At 41.3% G+C, this 6220-nt stretch carries 7 protein-coding genes and 1 pseudogene; 7 read left to right on the top strand and 1 reads right to left on the bottom strand.

All coding sequences use genetic code 11. The features are described from left to right. The first annotated feature begins 87 nt into the window (after positions 1-87). The 7 genes from HT714_RS03520 (at position 88) to rplA (ending at position 5686) form a co-directional block, all read left to right on the top strand. Positions 88-375: a rhodanese-like domain-containing protein gene (locus HT714_RS03520; RefSeq protein WP_173227278.1), complete on the top strand. Its 288-nt coding sequence runs from the start codon at positions 88-90 to the stop codon at positions 373-375. Positions 376-546: 171 nt separating this feature from the next. After that, positions 547-1872, top strand: coding sequence for a branched-chain amino acid transport system II carrier protein (brnQ, locus tag HT714_RS03515; RefSeq protein WP_173227280.1), 1326 nt, complete (start codon positions 547-549; stop codon positions 1870-1872). A gap of 250 nt (positions 1873-2122) precedes the next feature. Further along, entirely contained in the window at positions 2123-3160 is a 1038-nt protein-coding gene (locus HT714_RS03510; protein WP_173227281.1) for a M42 family metallopeptidase, read from the top strand. Between the two features lies 1 nt (position 3161). Continuing rightward, positions 3162-3632 carry an HIT family protein gene (locus tag HT714_RS03505; protein ID WP_173227283.1) on the top strand — a complete coding sequence of 157 codons (471 nt, stop codon included), beginning with the start codon at positions 3162-3164 and terminating at the stop codon, positions 3630-3632. 2 nt (positions 3633-3634) lie between these two features. Then, positions 3635-4351, top strand: coding sequence for an LD-carboxypeptidase LdcB/DacB (ldcB, locus tag HT714_RS03500; protein WP_173227286.1), 717 nt, complete (start codon positions 3635-3637; stop codon positions 4349-4351). 122 nt (positions 4352-4473) lie between these two features. Further along, complete coding sequence (gene rplK / locus HT714_RS03495) at positions 4474-4899, top strand: 50S ribosomal protein L11 (RefSeq protein ID WP_001085807.1); 426 nt, start codon at positions 4474-4476, stop codon at positions 4897-4899. A 97-nt stretch (positions 4900-4996) separates the two neighbouring features. Next, positions 4997-5686: a 50S ribosomal protein L1 gene (gene rplA / locus HT714_RS03490; protein WP_001085675.1), complete on the top strand. Its 690-nt coding sequence runs from the start codon at positions 4997-4999 to the stop codon at positions 5684-5686. Positions 5687-5811: 125 nt separating this feature from the next. On the opposite strand, the pseudogene HT714_RS03485 reads toward rplA, so the two are convergent. Beyond that, positions 5812-6036, bottom strand: a pseudogene (locus HT714_RS03485) (ISL3 family transposase); the annotation flags it as partial. Positions 6037-6220 lie beyond the last annotated feature (184 nt).

Raw genomic sequence — 6220 nt, 5'->3', positions numbered from 1 at the left:
GAACTGACGAAGTCAGTAACTATACGCACGGTAAGGCGACGCTGACGTGGTTTGAAGAGATTTTCGAAGAGTATTAGGAGAAAAAGAATGAAAGAAATTACCTTTGACGCATTTTACCAGCTTTACCAAAACGACCAACTTTCTTTAGTGGACGTGAGAGAAGTGGATGAGTTTGAAGCTCTTCATTTAGAAGGTGCTCAGAATCTTCCTCTGAGTCAATTAGCCGATATCTATGATCAGTTGGACAAGGACCAGTTACATTATGTTATTTGTAAATCTGGAATGAGATCGGCGCATGCTTGCCAATTCTTATCAGAACAAGGTTATGAGGTTATCAATGTACAAGGTGGTATGACTGCCTTTGAAGAACTGTAAACATTATAATTTTCTCCTACTTGGTGTGGACTGGGTAGGGGAATTTTATTTTTAGATAATTCTCATTTTTAAGAATCTTGAAAACATTCAATATTTACTTCGTGAAGCTTTTTTCATACTCCTATTCATGATATACTAGGTCAGTATTTTATAAATATGAAGGAGATTTTCATGGCTAAAAAAGGTGCCCTAACAGGTTTACTCCTGTTTGGAATATTTTTTGGTGCGGGGAACTTGATTTTTCCGCCTTCTCTGGGTGCTCTATCTGGAGAACATTTTCTTCCTGCCATCGCAGGTTTTGTCTTTTCAGGTGTCGGTATCGCCGTCTTGACTCTGATTATTGGAACGTTAAATCCTAAAGGATATATCTACGAGATTTCAACAAAGATAGCGCCTTGGTTTGCGACTCTATACCTCTCAGTTCTTTACTTGTCAATCGGTCCATTCTTTGCTATCCCACGTACTGCTACAACAGCTTACGAAGTAGGGATTAGCCCCCTTTTGTCGGATGCAAATAAAGGTCTTGGTTTGATTGTCTTTACGGTTCTGTATTTTGCAGCAGCCTATTTGATTTCGCTTAATCCATCAAAAATCTTAGACCGTATCGGCCGTATTTTAACGCCAGTTTTTGCGATTTTGATCGTTATCTTGGTTGTTCTGGGAGCTTTCAAATACGGTGGAACAAGTCCTCAAGTTGCTTCAGCCGCTTATCAAGCTTCTGCCTTTGGGACAGGTTTCCTAGAAGGATATAATACCTTGGATGCTCTTGCTTCAGTTGCCTTTAGCGTAATCGCAGTTCAAACCTTGAAACAACTTGGCTTCTCAAGTAAGAAAGAGTACATTTCGACTATTTGGGTTGTTGGTATCGTTGTAGCCCTTGCCTTCAGCGCTCTTTACATCGGCTTAGGTTTCCTTGGGAACCATTTCCCGGTACCAGCTGAGGCGATGAAGGGTGGAACACCAGGTGTTTACATCTTGTCACAAGCCACTCAAGAAATCTTTGGCTCAACAGCTCAACTCTTCCTTGCAGCTATGGTTACCGTAACCTGTTTCACAACAACAGTTGGTCTGATTGTGTCAACAGCTGAGTTCTTTAATGAACGCTTCCCACAAATCAGCTACAAGGTTTATGCGACAGCCTTTACCTTGATTGGATTTGCCATTGCCAATTTGGGTCTTGATGCGATTATCAAGTACTCAATTCCAGTACTGGTTATCTTGTACCCAATCACCATTGCCATCGTTATGATTGTCATTGTCAACAAATTTGTGGCACTTTCAAAACCAGGTATGCAGTTGACAATTGCTATGGTTACAGCTATTGCCATTGCAAGCGTACTAGGAAGCTCGTTTAAGGTTGAGTTTCTTGCAAATCTTGTCAGCGCTCTTCCTTTTGCCAAGGCATCTCTCCCATGGTTAGTACCAGCCGTTGTCGGAATCTTGCTCTCATTGGTTCTGCCAAACAAGCAAGAAAGTGATGTTTTTGAAATGGAATAATCACTAATACTCTTCGAAAATCTCTTCAAACCGCGTCAACGTCGCCTTGTCGTATGTATAGGATACTGACTACGTCAGTTCCATCTACAACCTCAAAACAGTGTTTTGAGCAACCTGCGGCTAGTTTCCTAGTTTGCTCTTTGATTTTCATTGAGTATAAAATCACTTTTGTAGCCAAGTCTACAGGAGTGATTTTCTTTTTTTATCCGATGATAAATGTGTTATAATAGGTAGCAAAAGAGGTAAATAAATGAATCAAACAGTAGAATATATCAAAGAACTAACAGCTATTGCATCGCCAACAGGCTTCACTCGTGAGATTTCGGACTATTTGGTCAAGACTTTAGAAGATTTTGGTTACCAGCCGGCTCGCACAGCCAAGGGTGGTGTCAATGTGACCATCAAAGGTCAAAATGATGAACAACATCGCTATGTGACTGCCCATGTAGATACGCTGGGTGCTATTGTCCGTGCTGTCAAACCAGACGGCCGTCTCAAAATGGATCGTATCGGTGGTTTTCCTTGGAACATGATTGAAGGAGAAAACTGTACCGTTCATGTGGCTAGCACAGGTCAAAAGGTATCCGGAACCATCCTTATCCACCAAACTTCTTGCCATGTCTACAAGGATGCAGGAACTGCAGAACGCACGCAGGACAATATGGAAGTGCGTTTGGATGCAAAAGTGACCAATGAAAAAGAAACTCGTGCCTTGGGGATTGAGGTCGGTGATTTTATCAGCTTTGATCCACGAACTGTCGTGACAGAGACAGGGTTCATCAAGTCTCGTCATTTGGATGATAAGGTCAGCGCAGCGATTTTGCTTAACCTGCTTCGTATTTATAAGGAAGAGAAGATTGCATTGCCCGTAACAACTCATTTTGCTTTTTCAGTCTTTGAAGAAGTAGGCCATGGTGCTAACTCTAATATTCCTGATCAGGTAGTAGAATATCTGGCTGTGGATATGGGAGCTATGGGGGATGACCAGCAGACAGATGAGTACACAGTATCCATCTGTGTCAAGGATGCTTCAGGCCCGTATCACTATGACTTCCGTCAACACTTGGTTGCCTTGGCGAAAGAGCAAGATATTCCATTTAAGCTGGATATCTATCCATTTTATGGTTCGGATGCTTCAGCGGCTATGTCCGCAGGTGCAGAAGTCAAACACGCTCTGCTTGGTGCTGGTATTGAATCAAGTCACTCTTACGAACGAACACACATTGACTCGGTGGTTGCAACGGAGCGTATGGTTGATGCTTATCTTAAGAGTGGGTTGGTAGACTAATATGTGTCTGATTTGCCAGAGAATTGAGCTCATCAAGAAGGGAGAAAATCCCTACTTTGTCAAAGAGTTGGAAACAGGCTATGTGGTCATTGGAGATCACCAGTATTTTGCAGGCTATAGTCTCTTTCTAGCCAAGGAACACGTCACGGAATTGCACCATTTGAAAAAGGAAACAAGATTCCGTTTTCTCGAAGAAATGAGTCTAGTCCAAGAGGCGGTTGCCAAGGCCTTTGCTGCTGAGAAAATGAATATCGAACTGCTAGGAAATGGCGATGCCCATCTCCACTGGCACCTTTTCCCTAGACGAAGAGGTGATATGAATGGTCACGGTCTCAAGGGACGTGGTCCAGTCTGGTGGGTTCCCTTTGAAGAAATGACAGCAGAAACTTGCCAAGTAAAACCGGAAGAGATTAAAAGATTAGTCGAATGTTTATCGTCAGAAGTAGATAAACTATTAGAAATAAAGGAGTAGAAATGAAAAAAAGATACCTTGTCTTGACAGCTTTGCTAGCCTTGAGTCTAGCAGCTTGTTCACAAGAAAAAGCAAAAAATGAAGACGGAGAAGCTAAGACAGAACAGACAGCCAAAGCTGATGGAACAGTAGGAAGTAAGTCTCAAGGAGCTGCCCAGAAGAAAGCAGAAGTGGTTAATAAAGGTGACTACTACAGCATCCAAGGGAAATACGATGAAATCATCGTAGCCAACAAACACTATCCATTGTCTAAAGACTACAATCCGGGGGAAAATCCAACAGCCAAGGCTGAGTTAGTCAAACTCATCAAAGCCATGCAAGATGCAGGTTTCCCAATCAGTGACCATTACAGTGGCTTTAGAAGTTATGAAACTCAGACCAAGCTCTACCAAGATTATGTCAATCAAGACGGGAAAGCAGCAGCTGACCGTTACTCTGCCCGTCCTGGCTATAGCGAACACCAGACAGGCTTGGCCTTTGATGTGATTGGGACTGATGGTGATTTGGTAACAGAAGAAAAAGCAGCCCAATGGCTCTTGGACCATGCGGCTGATTATGGCTTTGTTGTCCGTTATCTCAAAGGCAAGGAAAAGGAAACAGGCTATATGGCTGAAGAATGGCACCTGCGTTATGTAGGAAAAGAAGCTAAAGAAATTGCTGAGAGTGGTCTCAGTTTGGAAGAATACTACGGCTTTGAAGGCGGAGATTATGTCGATTAAAAAATAAACTTTTCTCTTGCAATTCCAGATAAATAGTGTATAATAGATGGGTATGTGAAAAACATACTTGTGGGAGGTAAAAATCTCTAATTACCGCCAAAACCACAAAGGAGGATTTAAAAATGGCTAAAAAAGTCGAAAAACTTGTAAAATTGCAAATCCCTGCTGGTAAAGCTACACCAGCTCCACCGGTTGGACCTGCTCTTGGTCAAGCTGGTATCAACATCATGGGATTCACAAAAGAGTTCAACGCTCGTACAGCTGACCAAGCTGGTATGATCATTCCAGTTGTTATCTCAGTTTACGAAGATAAATCATTTACTTTCATCACTAAAACACCACCAGCTGCTGTTCTTTTGAAAAAAGCTGCAGGTGTTGAAAAAGGATCAGGTACACCTAACAAAACTAAAGTTGCTACAGTTACTCGTGCGCAAGTACAAGAAATTGCAGAAACTAAGATGCCAGATTTGAACGCAGCAAACGTAGAGTCTGCAATGCGTATGATCGAAGGTACTGCTCGTTCTATGGGATTCACTGTTGTTGACTAATCAATAACACCCCCAATATAACCCGCAAGACTTCATCATTTCGAGAAGTGACGTGGGAGATGAAAATCGATTGAACCACTTACAAGGAGAATAGAAAATGGCTAAAAAAAGCAAACAACTTCGTGCTGCTCTTGAGAAAATTGACAGCACAAAAGCATACAGCGTAGAAGAAGCTGTAGCACTTGCAAAAGAAACTAACTTTGCAAAATTTGACGCAACTGTAGAAGTTGCTTACAACTTGAACATCGACGTTAAAAAAGCTGACCAACAAATCCGTGGAGCAATGGTATTGCCAAACGGTACTGGTAAAACTTCACGCGTTCTTGTTTTCGCACGTGGTGCAAAAGCTGAAGAAGCAAAAGCTGCTGGTGCAGACTTTGTTGGTGAAGATGACCTTGTTGCTAAAATCAACGACGGTTGGTTGGACTTCGACGTAGTTATCGCTACACCTGACATGATGGCTCTTGTTGGACGTCTTGGACGTGTCCTTGGACCACGTAACTTGATGCCAAACCCTAAAACTGGTACTGTAACTATGGATGTTGCTAAAGCAGTTGAAGAGTCTAAAGGTGGTAAAATCACTTACCGTGCTGACCGTGCAGGTAACGTTCAAGCAATCATCGGTAAAGTATCATTTGAAGCTGAAAAATTGGTTGAAAACTTCAAAGCTTTCAACGAAACAATCCAAAAAGCAAAACCAGCTACAGCTAAAGGAACTTACGTAACAAACTTGACTATCACAACTACTCAAGGTGTTGGTATCAAAGTTGACGTAAACTCACTTTAATCAGTAGTTTATATCAGAGAACGAGTACGAAAGTGCTCGTTTTTTTGATTATGTGACTTTCATTCTAGGAAACTATTCCAGCCTAAGACAAGAAATCTGAAAGCGAAGGTGTTTATTTAAATAATAATAAGGATTTTGGTAGGCCTACCAGTCGTTTCAAGGCAAGGAATCTTAGATGATTTTTGAAAGTCATATTTCTTCATTAGACTTCCACAATCAGGGCAAGATGGGGCATCGTAGTCCAGTTTAGAGATTATTTCCTTATGTGTATCCATATTGATGATATCTACAATCTTGATGTGAGGGTCTTTAATGTCTAGTAATGTTGTGATAAAATGTAATTGTTCCATATGAATCTTTCTAATGAGTTGTTTTGTTGCTTTTCATTATAGATCTTATGGGACTTTTTTTCTACAACAAAATAGGCTCCATAATATCCATAGGGGATTTACCCACTACAAATAGTATAGAGCCTTTTAAAGACGGAGAGAAGTAATAGTGCTTCTCTTCATTTTTGTTGACAGTTTATTTCTG

The sequence above is a fragment of the Streptococcus sp. 3705 genome, from assembly GCF_013277145.1.
Taxonomy (GTDB): Bacteria; Bacillota; Bacilli; order Lactobacillales; family Streptococcaceae; genus Streptococcus.
Note: the sequence above shows the minus strand (reverse complement) of the source record. Positions and strands in the feature narration are given on the sequence as shown.